At 66.4% G+C, this 19,867-nt stretch carries 19 protein-coding genes; 16 read left to right on the plus strand and 3 right to left on the minus strand.

Annotated features, from left to right (window positions below):
• The first annotated feature begins 113 nt into the window (after nt 1-113).
• A complete protein-coding gene (locus tag J0I99_RS14485; RefSeq protein WP_291398395.1) occupies nt 114-644 on the plus strand; it encodes a DUF6101 family protein in 531 nt (176 codons plus the stop codon).
• Nucleotides 645-823: 179 nt separating this feature from the next.
• Here J0I99_RS14485 and ubiA read toward each other — a convergent pair whose 3' ends face one another.
• On the minus strand, nt 824-1,756 hold the full coding sequence (gene ubiA / locus J0I99_RS14490; RefSeq protein ID WP_291398396.1) for a 4-hydroxybenzoate octaprenyltransferase: 933 nt from the start codon (nt 1,754-1,756) through the stop codon (nt 824-826).
• Between the two features lie 57 nt (nt 1,757-1,813).
• On the opposite strand from ubiA, the gene J0I99_RS14495 reads away from it, so the two are divergent.
• Both J0I99_RS14495 and J0I99_RS14500 read left to right on the plus strand, forming a co-directional pair.
• Nucleotides 1,814-2,563: a 16S rRNA (uracil(1498)-N(3))-methyltransferase gene (locus J0I99_RS14495; RefSeq protein WP_291398397.1), complete on the plus strand. Its 750-nt coding sequence runs from the start codon at nt 1,814-1,816 to the stop codon at nt 2,561-2,563.
• Nucleotides 2,564-2,644: 81 nt separating this feature from the next.
• On the plus strand, nt 2,645-4,009 hold the full coding sequence (locus J0I99_RS14500) for a glutamate--cysteine ligase (protein WP_291398398.1): 1,365 nt from the start codon (nt 2,645-2,647) through the stop codon (nt 4,007-4,009).
• Nucleotides 4,010-4,244: 235 nt separating this feature from the next.
• On the opposite strand, the gene J0I99_RS14505 is transcribed toward J0I99_RS14500, so the two are convergent.
• Nucleotides 4,245-5,132, minus strand: a complete 888-nt coding sequence (locus tag J0I99_RS14505) for a LysR family transcriptional regulator (RefSeq protein ID WP_291389736.1) — start codon at nt 5,130-5,132, stop codon at nt 4,245-4,247.
• A 150-nt stretch (nt 5,133-5,282) separates the two neighbouring features.
• Here J0I99_RS14505 and J0I99_RS14510 point away from each other — a divergent pair, with 150 nt between their 5' ends.
• Complete coding sequence (locus J0I99_RS14510) at nt 5,283-5,555, plus strand: hypothetical protein (protein WP_291389737.1); 273 nt, start codon at nt 5,283-5,285, stop codon at nt 5,553-5,555.
• Nucleotides 5,556-5,757: 202 nt separating this feature from the next.
• Here J0I99_RS14510 and J0I99_RS14515 read toward each other — a convergent pair whose 3' ends face one another.
• Nucleotides 5,758-6,219 carry an invasion associated locus B family protein gene (locus tag J0I99_RS14515; RefSeq protein WP_291389751.1) on the minus strand — a complete coding sequence of 154 codons (462 nt, stop codon included), beginning with the start codon at nt 6,217-6,219 and terminating at the stop codon, nt 5,758-5,760.
• Between the two features lie 458 nt (nt 6,220-6,677).
• On the opposite strand from J0I99_RS14515, the gene coxB reads away from it, so the two are divergent.
• The 12 genes from coxB to J0I99_RS14575 all read left to right on the plus strand — a co-directional run bounded on the left by coxB (nt 6,678) and on the right by J0I99_RS14575 (nt 19,487).
• Nucleotides 6,678-7,532: a cytochrome c oxidase subunit II gene (gene coxB, locus J0I99_RS14520; protein ID WP_291389752.1), complete on the plus strand. Its 855-nt coding sequence runs from the start codon at nt 6,678-6,680 to the stop codon at nt 7,530-7,532.
• Nucleotides 7,533-7,594: 62 nt separating this feature from the next.
• Nucleotides 7,595-9,289, plus strand: a complete 1,695-nt coding sequence (gene ctaD / locus J0I99_RS14525; RefSeq protein ID WP_291389738.1) for a cytochrome c oxidase subunit I — start codon at nt 7,595-7,597, stop codon at nt 9,287-9,289.
• 86 nt (nt 9,290-9,375) lie between these two features.
• A complete protein-coding gene (locus J0I99_RS14530) occupies nt 9,376-10,278 on the plus strand; it encodes a heme o synthase (protein ID WP_291398406.1) in 903 nt (300 codons plus the stop codon).
• Nucleotides 10,278-10,442, plus strand: a complete 165-nt coding sequence (locus tag J0I99_RS14535; protein WP_291398399.1) for a hypothetical protein — start codon at nt 10,278-10,280, stop codon at nt 10,440-10,442. Before J0I99_RS14530 ends, J0I99_RS14535 begins: the two co-directional genes overlap by 1 nt.
• The gene (locus J0I99_RS14540) at nt 10,442-11,005 is read left to right on the plus strand and encodes a cytochrome c oxidase assembly protein (protein ID WP_291398400.1); all 564 of its coding nucleotides are present in this window, start codon (nt 10,442-10,444) and stop codon (nt 11,003-11,005) included. Before J0I99_RS14535 ends, J0I99_RS14540 begins: the two co-directional genes overlap by 1 nt.
• A 2-nt stretch (nt 11,006-11,007) precedes the next feature.
• Nucleotides 11,008-11,847 carry a cytochrome c oxidase subunit 3 gene (locus tag J0I99_RS14545; RefSeq protein WP_291389741.1) on the plus strand — a complete coding sequence of 280 codons (840 nt, stop codon included), beginning with the start codon at nt 11,008-11,010 and terminating at the stop codon, nt 11,845-11,847.
• A 152-nt stretch (nt 11,848-11,999) separates the two neighbouring features.
• Nucleotides 12,000-12,377 (plus strand): DUF983 domain-containing protein, encoded by a 378-nt coding sequence (locus J0I99_RS14550; protein ID WP_291389742.1) that lies wholly within the window; start codon nt 12,000-12,002, stop codon nt 12,375-12,377.
• Nucleotides 12,370-13,143 carry an SURF1 family protein gene (locus tag J0I99_RS14555; RefSeq protein ID WP_291398401.1) on the plus strand — a complete coding sequence of 258 codons (774 nt, stop codon included), beginning with the start codon at nt 12,370-12,372 and terminating at the stop codon, nt 13,141-13,143. The genes J0I99_RS14550 and J0I99_RS14555 overlap by 8 nt, the downstream gene beginning before the upstream one ends.
• Before the next feature lie 101 nt (nt 13,144-13,244).
• On the plus strand, nt 13,245-14,651 hold the full coding sequence (gene thrC / locus J0I99_RS14560; RefSeq protein ID WP_291389744.1) for a threonine synthase: 1,407 nt from the start codon (nt 13,245-13,247) through the stop codon (nt 14,649-14,651).
• Complete coding sequence (locus tag J0I99_RS14565; RefSeq protein ID WP_291398402.1) at nt 14,648-15,910, plus strand: pitrilysin family protein; 1,263 nt, start codon at nt 14,648-14,650, stop codon at nt 15,908-15,910. The genes thrC and J0I99_RS14565 overlap by 4 nt, the downstream gene beginning before the upstream one ends.
• Nucleotides 15,911-15,927: 17 nt before the next feature.
• Complete coding sequence (locus J0I99_RS14570) at nt 15,928-16,530, plus strand: GNAT family N-acetyltransferase (RefSeq protein ID WP_367115435.1); 603 nt, start codon at nt 15,928-15,930, stop codon at nt 16,528-16,530.
• Between the two features lie 74 nt (nt 16,531-16,604).
• A complete protein-coding gene (locus J0I99_RS14575; RefSeq protein WP_291398403.1) occupies nt 16,605-19,487 on the plus strand; it encodes an EAL domain-containing protein in 2,883 nt (960 codons plus the stop codon).
• The last annotated feature ends 380 nt before the right edge of the window (nt 19,488-19,867 follow it).

The following is a 19,867-nucleotide window of genomic DNA, read 5'->3' on the forward strand; positions in this document are numbered from 1 at the left end:
AAAACAACCTAAACTTAACCCAGTTTCTTAAGTGGGCCGGCAAGGGGGGCGGCTAGATTGGGGGCAACAAGAGGGCGGCAACAACAAGCTCTCGAAAGTTGACAGGAAGGTTGATGATGCAGGGTCATGTTGGGATCGACGGTTCGACCGTCGTGCTGCTGTTCGGCGAGGGACGCACGCCTCGCACTCGTCCGCTGATCCCCCGCCATTTCGGCCCGGCCAACGACAACGGCCCCCGCGAGCCGGTCAAGACCGTGACCGTGCGCAAGCGGCTGGAAAAGAGCGGCGTCGAGATCAAGATCAGGGTGCCGGTCGACGAGTTCATCGGCGTTGCCGTGTCCACCTCGATCTCCGAGGACGGCGTGCTGCAGAGCACCATCGAACTCGTGCACGGCGACCCCGCGCTCAACTACCGCGTGTTTGAGGAAGTCGGTAACGCCAACGTCGTGGCCGAGTGGCAGAACTGGGGAAAGAAACTGCGCCTGCCGCTCTACATCAAGGCCGGCGACGGCAACCTCCTTCCCTACTCGCAGACCGTCGATGGCGTCGCGCTCGGTGCGGTGCACGAGCGCCGCCGGCTGGCCGCCGAAGCCGCGCGCCGCCCCCGTTTCCTCAATCGTCGCAAGCCGGGGGAATCCGCCTGAGGCTGCAACCTTTCCGGCCCTCCGGCCGTTAACAGATCACTAACCGGCAGCGATCCCATGCACGTTTGAACTGCCGGCAGAAGACTCGTAGCGACCTCCAAGCACTTACGAGCCCGGGGCCGATCCGAATGGATCGGCCCCGCTTCTTTTTGGAGGCCGGCCCGCTCGTGCTGTCTTCGTCACATCAGCCCAACGAGGATCGCCAGCGCCAGCGACAGGCCGACCCAGTGGTTGGCCCGGAAACGCACGAGGGCATTGCCGGGGTCGCGCGGATCGAGGGTGCGGATCTGCCAGGCGAAAATGCCGATCGGCACCAGCATGGCCGCAAGGAAGGGCCATCGTGCCCCGGCCGCGAGCCCCGCTGCGACCCACAGCAACGCAGTCCCCGCGTAGAACAGCGCGATGAACAGCCGGGCCCGGCGTCCGAACAGGCGGGCGGTGGAGCGGACGCCGATCAGCGCATCGTCCTCCATGTCCTGCAGCGCGTAGATGGTGTCGTAGCCGATCGTCCACAGGATCGAGCCGGCGTAGAGCAGCAGCGGGGGCAGGGCGAGCGAACCGGTGGCGGCGGTCCAGCCGATCAGCGCGCCCCAGTTGAAGGCCAGCCCGAGGAAGAACTGCGGCCACCACGTCACCCGCTTCATGAACGGGTAGATCGCGACCAGCACCAGCGAGGAGACGCCGAGCAGCACGGTGGTGCCGTTGAACTGCACGAGGACCGCAAGGCCGGCGAGGCACTGCGCGATGAGGAACAACGCCGCTTGCCGCTTGCTCACCTGGCCCGACGGAATCGGCCGCGAGCGGGTGCGGGCGACCTTCATGTCGATATCGGTATCGACGATGTCGTTGAAGGTACAGCCGGCGCCCCGCATCACCACCGAGCCGATGAGGAACAGGACCAGCGCCATGACGTCGAAGCCGCGCGACGGCTCGTCGAGCGTTGCCAGCGCCAGGCCGAAGGCGCAGGGCCAGAACAGCAGCAGCAGCGGGATCGGGCGGTCCCAGCGCGCCAGGCGCGCATAGGGCTTGAGCCAATCCGGGGCGTAGCGATCGACCCAGTTGCCGCGCTCCGCGTCCGCTACCGTGCCAGTCGCCTTCTCGGGGGTTTGCATCGTTCCTCGGCTGTGAGCTAATGGCCGTCCGGCCACTTTTCAGTCACGCGTACCACGATGCCCAGATCGCACAAGACCCTGCCTCGCCTGTTCGTCGAGGCGCCGCTCGCCCCGGGCGCGACGCTGGAGATGGGCCGCGAGCATACCAACTACCTCCTGACCGTGCTGCGCATGAAGAAGGCCGATGCGCTCGTCGTCTTCAACGGCAGCGATGGTGCCTGGATGGCCCGCATCGCTGACGATCACCGCAAGGGCGCGACGCTGGAAGTGGTGGTGCAGACCCAGCACCAGACGCCGAAGTCCGACCTCTGGTTCGGCTTCGCGCCGCTCAGGACCGGCCGGCTCGACTACCTGGTGCAGAAGGCGACGGAGATGGGGGCAGGGGTGATCCAGCCCGTCATCACCCGCTACACGCAGGTCAGCCGGCTGAAGTCCGACAAGCTCGTCGCCAACGTCATCGAGGCGGCGGAGCAATGCGAGGTGCTGTCGGTACCTACCGTTGCGGACGAGGTGGCGCTCTCCGATCTCCTGGCGCATTGGCAGCACGAGCAGGGGCTGCGGCGCCTGATCTTCTGCGACGAAAGCGCGCCCTCGGTCTCTCCGTTGGAGCAGATGCGCGACCTCGACGGCTTGCCGGTGGGGCTCATCGTCGGGCCCGAGGGCGGCTTCTCCGACGACGAGCGCGAGTTGCTGCTGGCGCAGCCCTTTGTGGTCCCGATCAGCCTCGGCCCCCGCATCCTGCGCGCCGACACCGCGGCTGTCGCGGCATTGGCGGTGGTTCAGGCAATCATCGGCGATTGGCGATAAAAGCGATTGCTTTAAGCGAAACGGCCGCTATTTTCGCCGCCGTCCGGTCGGAACCGGGTTGCCCGCCTTTAGAGAGTGTCCATGTCCGGTGAAGAAGATGCCCCGCTGATCGAGTCGCGGGCCGACCTGATCGAGGTCATGGCTAGCGGCGGCAAGCCCAAGGCAGAGTGGCGTATTGGCACCGAGCACGAGAAGCACGTCTATCGCAAGGCCCCGGTGCGTCCGGTCCCCTACGCGGGCGATGACGGCATCCACGCCCTGCTCGCGGGCATCGAGAAGCGCACCGGCTGGCATCCGTTCTTCGACCGCGGCAATCCGATCGGGCTACGCAACATGGGTGCCGTCGGCGGCATCTCCCTCGAGCCCGGCGGCCAGTTCGAACTCAGCGGCGCGCCGCAGCTGACCATCCACGATGCCGCGGCCGAACTCGACTCCCACCTCGAGGATTGTCGCGCCGTCGGAGGCCCGCTGAACATCCATTTCCTCGGCCTCGGCGTGACGCCGATCTGGAGCGTCGGGGACATCCCGGCCATGCCCAAGTCCCGCTACGGCATCATGACGCCGTACATGAACAAGGTCGGCACCCTCGGCACCTCGATGATGTACCGCTCCGCCACGGTGCAGGCGAACCTCGACTTCTCGGACGAGGCCGACATGGTCAAGAAGCTGCGCGTCTCGGTGGCGCTGCAGCCGATCGTCACGGCGCTGTTCGCCAATTCGCCCTTCGTCGACGGCAAGCTGTCGGGCTACCTGAGCTTCCGCTCGCATATCTGGCTCAATACCGACCGCGCCCGCACCGGTATGCTGCCCTTCGCCTTCGAGGATGGCTTCGGCTTCGAGCGTTATGCCGACTATGCCCTCGACGTGCCGATGTACTTCGTCATCCGCAACGGCGAATACATCAACACCGCCGGGGAGAGCTTCCGCGCCTTCCTCGATGGCAAGCTGCCGCAGTTGCGCGGCGCCAGGCCGACGCTCAAGGACTGGGAGAACCATCTCTCGACGCTGTTCCCCGAGGTCCGGCTCAAGCAGTTCCTCGAGCAGCGCGGCGCCGACATGGGCGACCGCGATCACGTGCTGGCGCTGTCCGCCCTCTGGGCCGGCCTGCTCTACGACAGCGAGGCGCTTGACGCCGCCTGGGACCTGGTCAGCGACTGGACGGAGTTCGAGCGCCAGACGCTGCGCAACGAAGTGCCGCGCACCGCCATCCACACCCGGTTCCGCAGCGGTACGGTGGCCGATATCGCCCGCCTCGTCGTCGATCTCGCCGACGACGGGCTGCGCCGGCGCAAGCAGCTCAAGGGCGGCGACGACGAGACCATCTATCTCGCCCCGCTCAAGCAGACGCTGGACCTGGGCAAGACCCAGGCCGAACGCTGGATCGACCGCTACAATTCCGCCTGGGCCGGCGACCTCGTTTGCATCTTCGACGAAGCCGAGATGTAGGCTCTCACCTCCCCAGCGAAAGCGGGGGCAATCGCATGTGGCGAAGAGGCCCCCTCACCCGCCGCTTCGCGGCGAGCTCTCCCCAGAGGGAGAGGTGAAAGGGCACCATCGCGCCACAACGCCACCTCTCCCTCTGGGGGAGAGGTCGGCCCGCAGGACCGGGTGAGGGGGCCTTTTTGGTGCCTCACGTCAGATCCGCTTTTTGGTGCCTCACGCCAGATCCGATTGCCCTGCGCTACTCCGCCGCCATCGGCAGGTTGTCCTGTCCGTCGAGATTGCCCATCGAGGCGACGATGTGGCTCGCCAGCGCGTCGTAGATGCCGCCATAGGCGTGGCTGGCGCGCATGAGGGCGATCTCGGCGTCGCGCAGCCGCGGCAGGTCCTTGTCTTCGGCAATCACCCGCATGCCCGGCTGCAGTGCACTTTCGGGCAGGAACCCGACGGCGAGGTCGGTCAGCACCGCGCTGGCGATCGCCATGGCGTTCGACGAGGTATAGGCGATGCGGTAGTCGCGGCCGATGCGGTTGAGCACCTCGACGGCATTGTCCTTCCAGCAGCAGGTCTGCCCGCCCGCGATGGGAAGCGGCTCGGTGGCGAGCGCCTGCCCGCCATGCGAGGCAACCCAGAACATCCGCTCGGTGCGGAACAGCTCGCCATACTCGTGGTTGGTGCCCTGGGTAAAGACGATGAGGTCGTACTTGCCCTTCTTCATGCCCTCGAGCAGTTCCTCGGAGGGCTGGCAACGCACATCGACCACGATCTTGGGATGGGTGCGCTGGAAGCTCGACAGGATCACCGGCAACAGGCGCACCGCGTAGTCGTCCGGCACGCCGAAGCGGATCGAGCCCTTGAGGTCGCCATCCGAGAACACGTCCATGATCTCGGCGTTGATGCGCAGCATGCGCCGGGCCCGCGCGTAGAGCGCGTCGCCATGCTCGGTCAGCGCTACGCTGCGTCCGTCGCGCGTCAGCAGCACCTGGCCGAGCCGTTCCTCCAGCCGCTTGATCTGCATGGACACCGCCGACTGCGTCTTGTTCACCCGCCGTGCTGCCTCGGTGAAGCTGCCGCAATCGGCGATGGCGCAGAAGCTCTGGAGCTGGTCGAGATCGAGCGGCACGGCCATCCTGGCTCTCCATCACGAATTTTGATGATCGGGATGAAATCTATTTGTTGGACGAATAGAAGGCAAGGGCCCATATCGCTCCCCGTCGGCGGTCCCCTGATCGCTTCGGCCGGGCGTCCCCCTCCCGGCCTCAACACTTGGAGTAGGACCATGGTCCACTTGCTTTCGAGCGAGCGGCAGTCGCTGGCTGTCGCGCCTTTGGGCTTCCTGCGCGCTGTCGCGATCTGGTTCGCCCGGGCCCGGGCCCGCCGCGCGCAGCACGTCGCCCTGAAGTCGCTTCTCGAATACGATATCCACCGCCTCGAAGACCTCGGCATCGATCGACAGGCCTTGTTCGATGCCCTCGACAGCCCCAGCCAGCGGCCTGGCTACCGCCTCGCCCAGCGCCGGGCCGAGAGCGCACGCAATTGGCTCAACCCCTGACGGCGCGCCACCGAATCGCCGCCGCCCGGGCCTTGGCCTCACCCTTGGCCGATCTCTGATTGTGCCATCTTCGGGCCGGCCCACCCGCCGGCCTTGTTTCCTGATGAACTGCCGGACCCAAGTCTTCCTCGCGGAACGACCGGTCCGGCTTTTTTATGCCTGGCAGGCTCGCAGCCCACGGGCAGATCCGGCCCGGCCGGCCTCAGGGCAGCTGCGCAAAGCCGTCGCCGAAGCCCTTGAGCGACACCGGGATGCCGATGCCTTCCTCGGGCGTCTTGAACACGAAGAAGATCGCGCTCTTGCCGCTGGTGAGCTTGCCGATGAGCTCGTCGTCGAGCACCACTTCAGCCACGCACCCGTTCGGCAGGCAGCGCACGAACGCGACACGCCCGATATTGGCGCCGTCGATGTTGAGTCCGAGCCCGTTGGGCAGCAGCACGCCGAGCGGGGCGAGGACGCGCAGCAGGCGGGCCTGCTTGTCGGCGGTCTTCAGCACGATGACGCTCAGCCCCACATTGGGCTGGTCCTCCGCCGACACGTTCTGGATCAGCGCGCATTGCTCGAAGCTGGCTCCGGGCGGGGTGTCGCAGCTCATCTGCCAGTCGCCGTACTGCGCCTTGACCACGCCCTGCCCGAGGCCGGGCGAGGCGAGGCCCGCCGCCATGCCCAGCACGAGAAGCACGGTGAGCAACTTGCCGGTCATGGGCTGCACTGATCCACTCTTTCTATATGTCGCATTGCGAATCCCGGTGGAGCCCGGGACCGGTTCCTTGTTCGATCACCCCCGCATGCCTGTCAACAAGCCGGCGCCGGGGCCGCGCGTGGATACACGCCTTCCAATCAAGGCAAGCGTGAGGCGGCCCGAAAAAGTGCCTTGCGATGCGTTTTGACGCACGCACGGGCCAGCGGCGTGAATTGCCTTGGGCAGGCCGATGTGGTTAGACACGTCCGAGTTTCAAGCGCTCCGAGGTTGAGTCGGGGCGGCGTTTCGCTATGTCGCGTCTGCCCCATCTCAACCCGCGCTAGAATACCGGACCAGACGGATCTCAAGGGGGTTTTTAGGTGACCGGCAAACTACTGAGTTCGATTGGCTCGCTGGGAGCCGCCGCCACCCTTGCGCTTGTGCCGTTCGCGGCCAATGCGCAGGAGCAACTGGGTCACTCCGTGCCGGGCGAGATCGGCCTGCAGCCGTCAGTGACGCCAATCATGGATGCCATCCGTGCATTCCACGACGGTCCGCTGTTGTGGACCTGCATTCTGATCACGCTGCTGGTGCTGGCGCTGCTGATCGTGGTCATCGTCCGGTTCAACGCCAAGTCGAACCCGGTCCCGTCCAAGACCACGCACAACACCATGATCGAGATCGTCTGGACGGTCGTCCCGGTGCTGATCCTCGTGATCATCGCCATCCCGTCCTTCGCGGTCCTCACTGACCAGCTGACCATCCCCGATGGGCAGCGCAAGTACCTGGGCTCGAACATCTTCTCGCTCGGCGAAGTCGAGGTGCCGGCGCCCGCGCTGACCGTGAAGGCCACGGGCCAGCAGTGGTACTGGGATTACGAGTACGTCGACCAGGGCAAGTCGATCAGCTCGAGCATCCTCTCCGATGCCGACCGCCTCGCGCAGAAGCCGAACCAGCCGCGCCTGCTTGCCGTCGACTATGAACTCGTCGTGCCGGTGGATACCACCGTGCGCGTGCAGGTGACTGCCGACCCGACCGGTGTGATCCACGCCTTCGCGATGCCGTCCTTCGGCATCAAGATCGACGCGGTGCCGGGCAAGCTGAACGAAACCTGGTTCAATGCGCGCAAGACCGGCATCTACTACGGCCAGTGCTCGGAACTGTGCGGCAAGGATCACGCGTTCATGCCGATCGCCATCCGCGTGGTGAGCAAGGAAGAGTTCGCGAACTGGATGAAGGCCCTCGAGGCTGGCTCCGTCGACGACGCCAACGCCACCCTGCCGGCACTCACCTAAGGACCCGTGCGCGGGGCCCGGGCCCGGCGCAGCGACGAATACGATAAAGGGATCGCTCCAAAATGGCCGATACTCACGCACTGGAAGCCCATGAAGGGCACGCGCACGCCGAGGCGCATGATCACGGCCATCCCACCGGCTGGCGGCGCTACGTCTACTCGACGAACCACAAGGACATCGGGGTCATGTACCTGGTGTTCTCGATCTTCGCCGGTGTGGTGGGGGCCCTGCTCTCGGGCGCGATGCGCCTCGAGCTGATGGAGCCCGGCATCCAGATCTTCCACGGCCTCGCGGCCATGGTCTATGGCGTCGAGGGCGACGCGGCGCTCGATGCGGGCAAGCACATGTACAATGTGTTCACCACCGCGCACGCGCTGATCATGATCTTCTTCGCGGTGATGCCGGCCACCATGGGCGGCTTCGCCAACTACTTCGCGCCGCTGATGATCGGCGCGCCGGACACGGCCTTCCCGCGCATCAACAACATTGCGTTCTGGCTGCTGCCCTTCGCCTTCACGCTGCTCATCCTGTCGCTGTTCTTCGAAGGTCCTGCCGGGGCGCACGGTTTCGGTGGCGGCTGGACGGCCTATCCTCCGCTGTCGACCTCCGGGCATCCGGGGCCGGCCATGGATTTCGCCATCCTGTCCCTGCACATTGCCGGCGTGTCCTCGATCCTGGGTTCGATCAACCTGATCACCACGATCTTCAACATGCGCGCCCCGGGCATGACGCTGCACAAGATGCCGCTGTTTGCCTGGGCGGTGCTGGTGACGGCGTTCCTGCTGCTGCTTGCTCTCCCGGTGCTCGCCGGCGGCATCACCATGCTGCTCACCGACCGTAACTTCGGCACTACCTTCTTCGCCCCCGAGGGCGGCGGTGACCCGATCCTGTTCCAGCACCTGTTCTGGTTCTTCGGTCACCCGGAAGTGTACATCATGATCCTGCCGGGCTTCGGCATGGTCAGCCACATCATCTCGACCTTCAGCCGCAAGCCGATCTTCGGCTACCTGGCGATGGTCTACGCGATGGTGGCGATCGGCGTCGTCGGCTTCATCGTATGGGCGCACCACATGTACACGGTCGGCATGTCGCTCGATGTGCAGCGCTACTTCGTTGCGGCGACCATGGTCATCGCGGTGCCTACCGGCGTGAAGATCTTCAGCTGGATCGCCACCATGTGGGGCGGCTCCATCAGCTTCCGGACTCCCATGCTGTGGGCGATCGGCTTCATCTTCCTGTTCACCGTCGGCGGTGTCACGGGTGTGGTCCTCGCCAACGCCGGTGCCGACCGTGCGCTGCACGACACCTACTACGTGGTGGCGCACTTCCACTACGTGCTGTCGCTGGGTGCCGTGTTCTCCATCTTCGCGGGCTGGTACTACTGGTACCCAAAGATGTTCGGCATCATGTACAACGAGAAGCTGGCCAACGCCCACTTCTGGATCACCTTCGTGGGCGTGAACCTGATCTTCTTCCCGCAGCACTTCCTCGGGCTGGCCGGCATGCCGCGCCGCTACATCGACTACCCCGACGCCTATGCGCTGTGGAACATGGTGTCCTCGATCGGCTACTACGTCACCTTCGTCGGCCTGCTGATCTTCCTGTACACCCTGATCGAGGCCGCTCGTAAGAAGCGTCCGGCCGGGGCCAATCCGTGGGGCGATGGCGCCACGACGCTGGAGTGGACCCTGCCGTCCCCGCCGCCGTTCCACCAGTTCGAGACGCTGCCGCGCATCGACAGCAAGTCCGACCACTAACCGATCGATCCCCGCGGGGCCCTCCAGGGTCCCGCGGCCACAAGGAAGGCATCGAGACATTGGCCTACGTTCAGCACAGTGATGACATCCGCGCCGGCGCCTACGAGGCGCGTGTCGAGGACTATGTGGCACTGCTGAAGCCGCGGGTCATGTCGCTGGTCGTCTTCACCGCCTTCGTCGGCTTGCTGCTGGCGCCCGGCGGGATCAACCCCTTCGTCGGCGCGGTGGCCATCCTCTGCATCGCCATCGGGGCAGGGGCCTCGGGCGCGCTCAACATGTGGTACGATTCCGACATCGATGCCGTCATGAGCCGCACTGCCAACCGGCCCATCCCGGCTGGCCGGATCGAGCGCGACCATGCGCTCGTGCTGGGTCTCGTGCTCTCGAGCTTTTCGGTGTGCCTGCTCGGCCTTGCCACCAACTGGCTTGCGGCCGGCCTGCTGGCCTTCACCGTGTTCTTCTACGCCGTCGTCTACACCGTGTGGCTGAAGCGCTCGACGCCGCAGAACATCGTCATCGGTGGCGCGGCAGGCGCCTTCCCGCCGATGATCGGCTGGGCCGCGGTGACCGGCACGATCAGCCTCGAGTCGGTGGTGCTGTTCCTCATCATCTTCCTCTGGACCCCGCCGCATTTCTGGGCGCTGGCGCTGTACAAGCAGTCCGACTACGGCGCCGCCAACATTCCCATGCTGCCCAACGTGGCGGGCGAGCGCGTGACCAAGATCCAGATCTTCGTCTACTCGCTGCTGCTCGTCGGCTCGACCCTGATCCCGGGCCTGACTGGCTTCATGGGTCCGGTCTATTCGGTCGTGGCGATCGCCTCGGGGGCCGGTTTCGTCTGGCTGGCCTGGGCGCTGCTGCGCACCAGCGAGACGGTTGCCATGAAGAAGGCCGGCCGGGCGCTGTTCACCTATTCGCTGAGCTACCTGGCGTTGATCTTCCTCGCGCTGCTCGCCGACCACGCAGTGAGGCTACTTGGATGGCTATGATGGCGGAACCCACGAAATCGCGGCCGAACGACGAGGCCGAGCTGGCGGCCCGCCGCCGCAAGCGCTCGATCGCGCTCGGTCTGGTGCTGGGCGGCCTGGTGCTGATTTTCTACGTGCTGACCATCGTCAAGCTCGGTCCCGACGCCTTTCATCGGCCGCTCTGATGACCGATACCGTTCTCCCCCACCGGGACAAGCACCAGGGCAGGAACAAGCGCATCGGGCTGACGCTGGTCGTCGTCGTCGCCGCCATGGTCGGCGCGGCCTATGCCTCGGTGCCGCTGTACCGGCTGTTCTGCCAGCTCACCGGGCTCGACGGCACCACGCAGGTCTCCTCGGGAAACCCCAAGGGCGTCATCGCCCGCGAGATGACGGTGCGCTTCGACTCCAACGTCGAGGGTGGCCTGCCGTGGACCATCACGCCGGCGAGGCCGATCACCGATAAGATCGGCACGGTGGACACCGTGGTGTTCACCGCGCACAACTCTTCGGATAGGCCGATCACCGGGCAGGCGATTTTCAACGTCACGCCCGAGCAGACCGGCATCTATTTCAACAAGATCGAATGCTTCTGCTTTACCGAGCAGACGCTTCAGCCCGGCGAGACGGTCGAAATGCCGATCGTGTTCTTCGTCGATCCCGACATTGCCGAGGACAACAACCTCGACACTGTCCGTGACATCACCCTGTCGTATACATTCTACGCCGTTAAGAGCGAGGGAAGCTGACTATGGCTGCGCACGCCAAGCCCAACCACGACTATCACCTGGTAAACCCCAGCCCCTGGCCCATCGTTGGCTCGGCCTCGGCGTTCGTCATGGCCCTGGGCGCCATCCTGTGGTTCCACGAAATCCTGCCGCCCTGGCTGTTGATCCTCGGCTTCGTCGGCGTGCTCTACACCATGTACGCGTGGTGGAGCGACGTCATCAAGGAAGGCAAGGCCGGCGACCATACCCCGGTGGTGCAGATGCACCATCGCTACGGCATGATCCTGTTCATCGCCTCCGAAGTGATGTTCTTCGTCGCCTGGTTCTGGGCCTATTTCGACGGCTTCTTCAACCACGACGCGGCCGAGCAGTATGCCCGCGTCGCGTCCATGGGCGGCAGCTGGCCGCCGACGGGTGTCGAGCTGTTCAACCCCTGGCACCTGCCGCTGTTCAACACGCTGATCCTGCTCACCTCGGGCACGGCGGTCACCTGGGCGCACCATGCGCTGCTGCACAAGGACAAGCGCGGCCTCGTCTGGGGCCTGGCCATCACGATCGGCCTCGGCGCGCTGTTCACCTGCGTGCAGGCGCTGGAATACTCCGAGGCCGGTTTCCAGTTCTCGGGCAATCTCTACGGTGCCACTTTCTTCATGGCGACCGGCTTCCATGGATTCCACGTGCTCATCGGCACGATCTTCCTGATCGTCTGCCTCGTCCGCGCCATGCGCGACAGCTTCACGCCGGAGCATCACCTCGGTTTCGAGTTTGCCGCCTGGTACTGGCACTTCGTGGACGTGGTGTGGCTGTTCCTCTTTGCCTCGGTCTATGTCTGGGGCAGCTGGGGTGTCGCGCTCAGCCACTAGGCTGGCGGACAGGATAGAAATTCCGGGGGGCGCGGCACTGGCTGCGCCCCTCGTGCTTTGGGCCGCGGGCGCTCGCTACGCCGCCACGATTTCTGCGTGCCCTGCGCCTGAATGCCCCGCCCACCGTGCCGCGACTGTGATAGAACGCCGCCATGAACGAGCCCGTCCCCGAACGCCTGCCGTCTCCCTTCGCTACCGGCCTGGCCTGCCGCTGCCCTCGCTGCGGCGAGGGGCCGCTGTTCCAGGGCTTCCTGAAGCCGGTGCAGCGCTGCGAGAGCTGCGGGCTCGACCTGAGCTTCGCCGCCGGTACTGAGGGGCCGGCAGTGTTCATCATCCTCATTGTCGGCTTCGTCATCGTCGGTGCGGCAGCGGTCGTCGAGGCCATGTTCCATCCGCCGCCGTTCGTCCACCTGCTGCTCTGGATCCCCGCGACCATCATCCTGTCGCTCCTTTTGCTCCGCCCGCTCAAGGCGACGATGGTGGCCCTGCAATATCACCACGACGCCGGCGAGGGCCGTTCCGATGTCTGACCGGTCCGGCGGGGCCGTGCCCGGAACTGGCCGATTCTGGGGCTTCATCGCGCTGATGCTGGCCCTGATGATGCTGTTCGTCGGGCTCGGGACGTGGCAGGTCGAGCGGCTCGGCGAAAAGGAGCGGCTCATCGCGGACGTCGCCGCGCGCATGGACCTGCCGCCGACCGAGCTGCCGCCGGCCAGCGAGTGGGCCGCCTTCGACGCCGATGCCTGGAACTTCCGCCCCGTGAGCCTGGCGGGAACGTGGCTGCCGGTGCGGACCGTGCTCGTGTTCACCAGTCTCGCCGATCAGCGGGGCAAGTACGGTGGACCGGGCTACTGGGTCTTGACCCCGCTGCAGCTGGCGTCGGGTGGCACCGTCTTCGTCAATCGCGGCTTCGTCCCGCAGGAATCTTCGGCGGCCTATGTCTCCGGCGGGGTGCTCGATCCCGGGCTCGTCAGCCTGACGGGGATTGCCCGCGCGTCCGAGGAAACCGGCAGCTTCACGCCGCAGCCTGATACCGCCCGGCGCATAGAATGGGTCCGCAATACCGCCCGCCTTGCCAGGCTGGCCGGCCCCGTACCCGAACCGGTGGCACCGATCTATGTTGACCTCCCCTCGCTCGGGGCCGGGGTGCTGCCGCAGGGCGGCGAGACAGTGCTGAGCTTTCCCAACAACCATCTGGGCTACGCCATTACCTGGTACGGGTTTGCCGTCCTCGTGCCGTTCCTGCTGTTCTTCTGGGCCCGCCGCCAGCGCCGCACGCCATCACCCGGGCCATGAAACTTGCGGCGCAGGCGCAGTTTCACTAGGGTGCGCCGCATCCCAATCACCGCGTGCCGCAGCAGGGCGCGCGACAGAACAAGACGGGGCGCTTCCCCTATATGCAGTTCGTTTCCACGCGGGGCGGGGCGGCCGTGCCCGGCTTCTCAGACGCAGTCCTCGCCGGCCTGGCGAACGATGGTGGCCTCTACGTCCCCGAGCGCTGGCCGGTCCTGAGCCACGCCGAAATCGCCGCTTTCGCCAATCGGCCCTATGCCGAAGTCGCCTTCGCCATCATCAGCCGCTTCGTCGAGGGCGAGATTCCGGATGCGGATCTGAAGCGCATCATCGACGCGGCCTACGCCACCTTCCGGCACCCCTCGGTCGCGCCGCTGGTCGAACTCGAGCCTGGCCACTTCGTGCTCGAGCTCTTCCATGGACCCACGCTCGCCTTCAAGGACGTGGCCATGCAGTTCCTCGCGCGGGTGATGGATCACATCCTCGCGCGTCGCGGCACGCGCGCCACCATCGTCGGCGCGACATCCGGCGACACCGGCTCGGCCGCAATCGAGGCGTTCCGGGGCCGTGACAGCACCGACATCTTCATCCTCCATCCCGAAGGCCGCACCTCCGAGGTGCAGCGTCGGCAGATGACGACGGTGCTGGACGCCAATGTCCACAACATCGCGCTGCGCGGCACCTTCGACGACTGCCAGGACATCGTGAAGGGGTTGTTCAACAACGCCCGCTTCCGGGACGCGACTCGCCTGAGCGGCGTCAACTCGATCAACTGGGGCCGGATCGTGGCCCAGATCGTCTACTACTTCACCTCTGCCGTGGCGCTCGGCGCGCCGCACCGCGAGGTCGTCTTCGCCGTGCCGACGGGCAATTTCGGCGACATCTTCGCCGGCTACTGCGCCGCGCGCATGGGCCTGCCGGTCAGGACCCTGGCGATTGCCACCAATGCCAACGACATCCTCGCCCGCACCCTCCAGACCGGGCGCTACGAGGTGACCGGCGTCACCCCCACCATCAGCCCGTCCATGGACATCCAGGTCAGCTCGAATTTCGAGCGCCTGCTGTTCGAGGCGGCCGGCCGCGATGCCGGCGCGGTCATGGCGATGATGGCCGGGCTGAAGCAGTCGGGCGGCTTCTCCATTCCCGATAGCGCCCTCGCAGCGATCCGCCGGCAGTTCGTCGCCGGCCGCACCGGCGAGGCCGAGACCTCGGCGACGATCCGGGCGGTCCATGCCGCTTCGGGCTACCTGCTCGATCCGCATACCGCGGTCGCCGTGCACGTCGCGCGCGGGCTCGTCGGCGGCGCCGCGCCGGTGATCACGCTGTCGACCGCGCATCCGGCCAAGTTCCCGGCCGCTGTCAAGGCGGCGGCGGGCATTGAACCGGCCCTGCCGGCGTGGTTGTCTGATCTCTACCAGCGCGAAGAGCGCCTCGCCGTCGTCGACAACGACCAGGCGGCGGTGGAGCAGTTCATATCGGCACGGACCCGCGTGCTGGAGGAGCACAAGTGACTGTCAGGAGTACGACGCTTTCCAACGGCATGACCGTTCTCACCGACGACATGCCGCACCTCGAAAGCGCGTCTCTGGGCATCTGGGTCAAGGCCGGCTCGCGCAGCGAGACCGAAGCCGAGCATGGCATCAGCCATGTGCTCGAGCACATGGCGTTCAAGGGCACAGCGAGCCGCGACGCCCTGGCGATCGCCTCCACCATCGAGAATGTCGGCGGCGACCTCAACGCGGCGACCTCGGTGGAGCATACCGGCTACTTCGCGCGGGTGCTGAAGGAGGACGTGGCGCTGGCCGGCGACATCCTCTCCGACATCCTGCAGAACTCGCTGTTCGAGCAGAACGAGCTCGACCGCGAGCAGCAGGTGATCGTCCAGGAGATCGGCGCCGCCCGCGACAATCCCGACGATCACGTCTTCGACCTGTTCCAGCAGGCGGCCTATCCCGACCAGGCCATCGGCCGCACCATCCTGGGCACGGTGGAATCGGTCAACAGCTTCGGGCCGGACTCGATCCGCGCCTACATGGAGCGCAATTATGTCGGCGACCAGATGGTGCTGTGCGCCGCCGGCAATGTCGACCACGACGCCCTGGTCGACATCGCCGACAGTCGTTTCCACGACCTGCGTTCCACGGGGGCGCCGGTGCCCGAGAAGGCGGCCTATGTCGGCGGCGAGGAGCGGCTCGTCTCCGACCACGAGCAGGCCCATATCGTGCTCGGCATGGAAGGGCGCGCCTACAACTCGGACGGTTTCTACGCCGTGCAGATCCTTGCCTCGATCCTCGGCGGCGGCATGAGCTCGCGCCTGTTCCAGGAAGTGCGCGAGAAGCGCGGCCTGTGCTACTCGGTCTATGCCTTCCACTGGGCCTTTGCCGACAGCGGCATCTTCGGCGTCGCCGCCTCGACCGGCGAGGACGAGGTCGGCGAGCTGGTGCCCGTGGTGCTCGACGAGCTGCGCAAGGCCACCGAGACGATCACCGACGAGGAAGTGTTTCGCGTCCGCAACCAGATCCGCGCCGGCCTGCTCATGTCGCTCGAGAGCCCGTCGTCGCGCGCCGGCCAGCTGGCGCGCCAGCAGATCCTGTGGGGCCGGCCCATTCCGCTGCAGGAGACGGTCGATCGCATCAACCGCATCACCGCCGACCGCGTGAAGCAGATCGCGCGCCAGATCTTCGATGCCGGCAAGGTCTCGCTCGCCGGCATCGGCCCTGTGGCCAAGCTGCCCGACTTTCGCGATATTGCGGCGCAGCTCAAGAACTGACCCATGGCGGCGGCGTCATGATGCTCACCTGGTTCGCCCGCGACGACGTCCCGATGCTGGTAGGCGAGCGCGTGCTGCTGCGCGCGCCGCGCCCCGGCGACTACACGGCCTGGCGCAACCTGAGGCGGGCGAGCCGCGAGTTCCTCAAGCCGTTCGAGCCGCGCTGGACCGAGTCGGACCTGGGCCAGCGCGTCTACGCCGCCCGCCTCAAGCGCGGGCGCGAGGAGGCGCGGGCGGGCACCGATTATTCGTTCTTCATCTTCACCCGCGCCGAGGGCGAGCTGGTCGGCGGCATCACGCTGTCCAATGTTCGGCGCCGCGCCGCCCAGTTCGTCAACCTCGGTTACTGGACGGGCCAGGCCTTCGCCGGCAAGGGCTACATGACCGAGGCGGTGAGCCTCGTCGTCCCCTATTGCTTTGAAACGCTTGGGCTGCACCGCATCCATGCGGCGTTCCTCCCTGACAACCGGGCCAGCCGCCGCGTCCTTGAAAAAAACGGATTCCGGGAAGAGGGCTTCGCCGAGCACTACCTCCAGATCGACGGCAAGTGGGCCGACCACGTGCTGTTCGGGCTGACCCGCGAGCGCTATGACGACGCCATGGCGCGCCGCCGGTCGTGAGCGCTTGTTTGATGGGGGAAACCCCGATACCTAGGTTTCCCAATCATCACTTGGGCAGGGCCGGTTTTCAGCTGATGCGTCACATCCTCCGTCTCGCGATGTGCATCGTGTTGGCCATGCTCGGTACTCTTCCCGCCGCCGCTTTCGACGTGATCACGGCCCCCGAGAACGTCAACGCCGTGAACCTCACCGGCGTCGTCGACATCGTGCCTGGCGAGGGCGGCAAGGTGCAGCTCTCCACCGCCGCGGGCGAGGACGGGATCATCCGCCGAATCGAGGTGCTGGCATCCGTTGGCGGTACCAACCCCAACTGGGCCCTGTTCGCGCTGCGCAACGACTCCGACGTGCAGCTCGAGCGGCTGCTGGTTGCGCCCTTCTTCCGCCTGCCGGGCTCGGGCGTGTTCAGGCCGGATCTTGGCGCCGAGCGCATCAGGGTGCTGACCCCCAGCGCCGGCCTGCGCCCCACGCGCCTGACCGACCGCGAAGCCGATGTCTTCGAGGTCGTCATCGACCCCGGTGCGACGGTGACTTTCGTTGCCGAACTGTCGAGCGGGGCGCTGCCCGAACTCTACCTGTGGAAGGCCGACGCCTACCGCGACTACGTGAACTCGTTCACCCTGTTTCGCGGCGTGGTGCTGGGCGTAGCGGCGCTGGCTGCCGTGTTCCTGACGGTGATGTTCGTGGTGCGGGGCAGGGGGGTGTTCCCCGCCACGGCGGCGTTCTCCTGGGCTGTGCTGATCTATCTGCTGGTGGATTTCGGGGTGCTCGGGCCGCTGCTCGGCATCTCCAACGGTTCCGTGCAGCCGTTCCGCGCCGCCGCCGAATCCGGCATCGCGACGACGCTGTTCGGATTCATGTTCATCTACCTCAACCTGCATCGCTGGCACCTGCGGTTCATCCACCTGGCGCTGGCGCTGGTGCTGGTGTTCCTGGCGCTGTTCGGCTTCGCCTTCTTCCAGCCGGCCATCGCGTCGACGGTGGCGCGCCTGGTGCTGGCGCTGCTGGGGGTGACCGGCTTCTTCCTGATCCTGCTGCTCGCGCTGCGCGGTTATGACCGGGCCGTGCTGCTGGTGCCGACCTGGATCATCTACATCGCCTGGCTGTTCTACGCCTGGCTGGTGGTGACCGGGCAGGTCTCGAACGACGTGGCGCAGCCGGCCGTCGCCGGCGGCCTTGTGCTCATCGTCATGCTGCTCGGCTTCACCGCGGTGCAGCACGCCTTCTCGGAAGGGCAGGTCTCGATCGGCACGCTCAGCGAGGTCGAGCGCCGGGCCCTGGCGCTGACCGGGTCGGGCGATTTCGTCTTCGACTGGAACATCGAGCGCGACCGCGTCTCCGTCTCCGACGAGCTCGGCACCCGCCTGGGCGAACGCCGGGGGGCGCTGCGCGGCTCGATCCGGCGCTGGCTCGACCGCATCCATCCCGAGGATCGCGACCGCTTCCGCACCGCCTTCGACACGCTGGTCGAACTGCGCCGCGGCAAGGTCAGTGCCGACGTGCGGCTGGCGGCGCATGACGGCAGTTTCCGCACCTTCCGCATGCGGGTGAAGCCGGTGCTGGGCGGCGACGGCCAGGCCAACCGAATCGTCGGCACCCTGCAGGACGTGAACGAGGACCGCGCCAGTCGCGAGCGGCTGCTGCACGACGCGGTGCACGACAGCCTCACCGGGCTGCCCAACAAGCAGCTGTTCCTCGACCGGCTCGAGCGCGCCCTGGTGCGCGCCCGCCTGCCCAACGGCACCAAGCCCGCCGTGTTCCTCATCGACATCGATCGCTTCACCGAACTGGAGGAGCGGGTGGGCCAGTCGGCCGCTGATTCGGTGCTGCTCGCCATCTCGCGCCGCGTCGCCCGCGTGATGCGCCCGCTCGATACGGTGGCGCGGCTCGGCGGGGACCAGTTCGGCGTGATCCTTGCGTCCGAACAGGCGGCCGGCAAGATCGCCGAGACCGCCGAGCAGATTCGCAAGGCGTTGAAGTCGCCGTTCAACTTCGGTGAGCGCGACCTCAGCCTCACCGCCTCGATCGGCGTCACCATCTACGACGGCAACCCGGTCGCCGCGCCCGACGTGCTGCGTGACGCCGAGCTTGCCATGTACTACGCCAAGCGCCTCGGCGGCGATCGCATCGAAGCCTTCCGTGCCTCCGCCCGCTCCATTGCCGCCTATTCCAAGGCCGGCGAAGAGGACCTCGACCGCGGCTTGCGGCATGGCGAGCTCGGCGTGCTGTTCCAGCCGATCATGGACATTCATTCCGGCACCATCGCCGGCTGCGAGGCGCTGATGCGCTGGAACCACCCGCAGCGCGGCGTCGTCGCGCCCGAGGAGTTCGTGCCGCTGGCGGAACGCACCGGGCTGATCGAGCGGCTCGGTCGTGTCGCCTTCGAGCAGGCCGCCGGCCAGGCCCGCGAGTGGGCTGCCTCGCTGCCGCTGCCCGAGGACTTCTTCGTCTCGGTCAACCTGTCGCCGAGCCAGCTTGCCACCGAGTCGCTGCTCAACGACATGCGGGCGCTCGTCTCCGACCACCGGCAGATCGCCCGCCACATCAAGCTCGAGATCACCGAAAGCCAGGTGATGAGCAATCCCGAGCACTCGGCCTACGTGCTCAACGCACTGCGCCAGCTCGGCCTTCGGCTCGCGCTCGACGATTTCGGCACCGGTCACTCATCGCTGAGCTACCTGCATCGCTTCCCGTTCGACACCATCAAGATTCCGGCGGCCTTCGTGCAGCTCAGCGACGATACCGGCATGAGCCACACCCAGGTGCCGATTATCCGCTCGATCATCACGCTCGCCACCGAGCTGGACATGACCGTCATCGCCGAGGGCGTCGAGACGATCGAGGAGATCGAGCGCCTGCAGCAGCTCAACTGCCAATATGCACAGGGCTTCGCCTTCGGCGCCGCGATGAGCGGCCAGGAACTGGGCAAGCGCCTGCAGACGCAGTTGAGCGGGCGCTGAGCCACGCGCTGCTGTATGCCCAAGCTCCATTGCTGGTGCGTGGGTCCCCACCCCACCCAGTTGCGCTGGGCCCTCGCTACCGCGAGGACCGTAGCGAAGCCAGGGTGGGGGTGAGCCACACGCACCGGCGTCATTCCCGCGAAAGCGGGAACCCAGTGGGATGTCTCCACGGCCAGTAAGCCCTGACGCATCGCACCAAGTTCCCGCTTTCGCGGGAATGACACCAGTGTGGTGCACGATCCCGCCCCACCCACTGCTGTCATCCCAGCGCAAGCTGGGATCCATCTCTCCACCGGCGCGGGCTGCGCGTTGGGTCCCTGCTTTCGCAGGGATGACACCGAGAGTGGACGGAGCATCAGTGACTTAGCCGCTCGCACGGA

The organism is Devosia sp., assembly GCF_017307495.1.
Classification (GTDB): domain Bacteria; phylum Pseudomonadota; class Alphaproteobacteria; order Rhizobiales; family Devosiaceae; genus Devosia_A.